This window comes from Psychrobacter sp. TB20-MNA-CIBAN-0197 (genome assembly GCF_040309765.1).
In the GTDB taxonomy this organism is placed as follows: Bacteria; Pseudomonadota; Gammaproteobacteria; order Pseudomonadales; family Moraxellaceae; genus Psychrobacter; species Psychrobacter submarinus.
In genome coordinates this window covers 1-268 of record NZ_JBEOPC010000667.1, presented here as the reverse complement: position 1 = coordinate 268, position 268 = coordinate 1, and the positions used below count along the sequence as shown (strand labels likewise).

The following is a 268-nucleotide window of genomic DNA, read 5'->3' as shown; positions in this document are numbered from 1 at the left end:
GATATAAATATTGAAACCCAAGTGGTTTGGCATAATCGCCCTTACGAAGCCATAATCGATACTGTAATTGATGAAAAGTACGATTTAGTAATTAAAGGCACACATCAACATGGTGCACTTAAATCAGTTATTTTTACCCCGACCGATTGGCACTTAGTACGCAAATGCCCAGCTCCGGTATTATTTGTAAAAGAAATGGCATGGCCAGCAAACGGTAATATTTTAGCTGCTGTAAATGCGGTTAGTGAAAACGAAGAACATGTAGCAC

Annotated in this window: 1 protein-coding gene; it reads left to right on the top strand. The window is 38.8% G+C overall.

From position 1 onward, the window contains the following. Window positions 1-268: universal stress protein (locus tag AAEY83_RS15445; RefSeq protein WP_351060321.1), on the top strand; the 268-nt coding region annotated here is incomplete at both ends.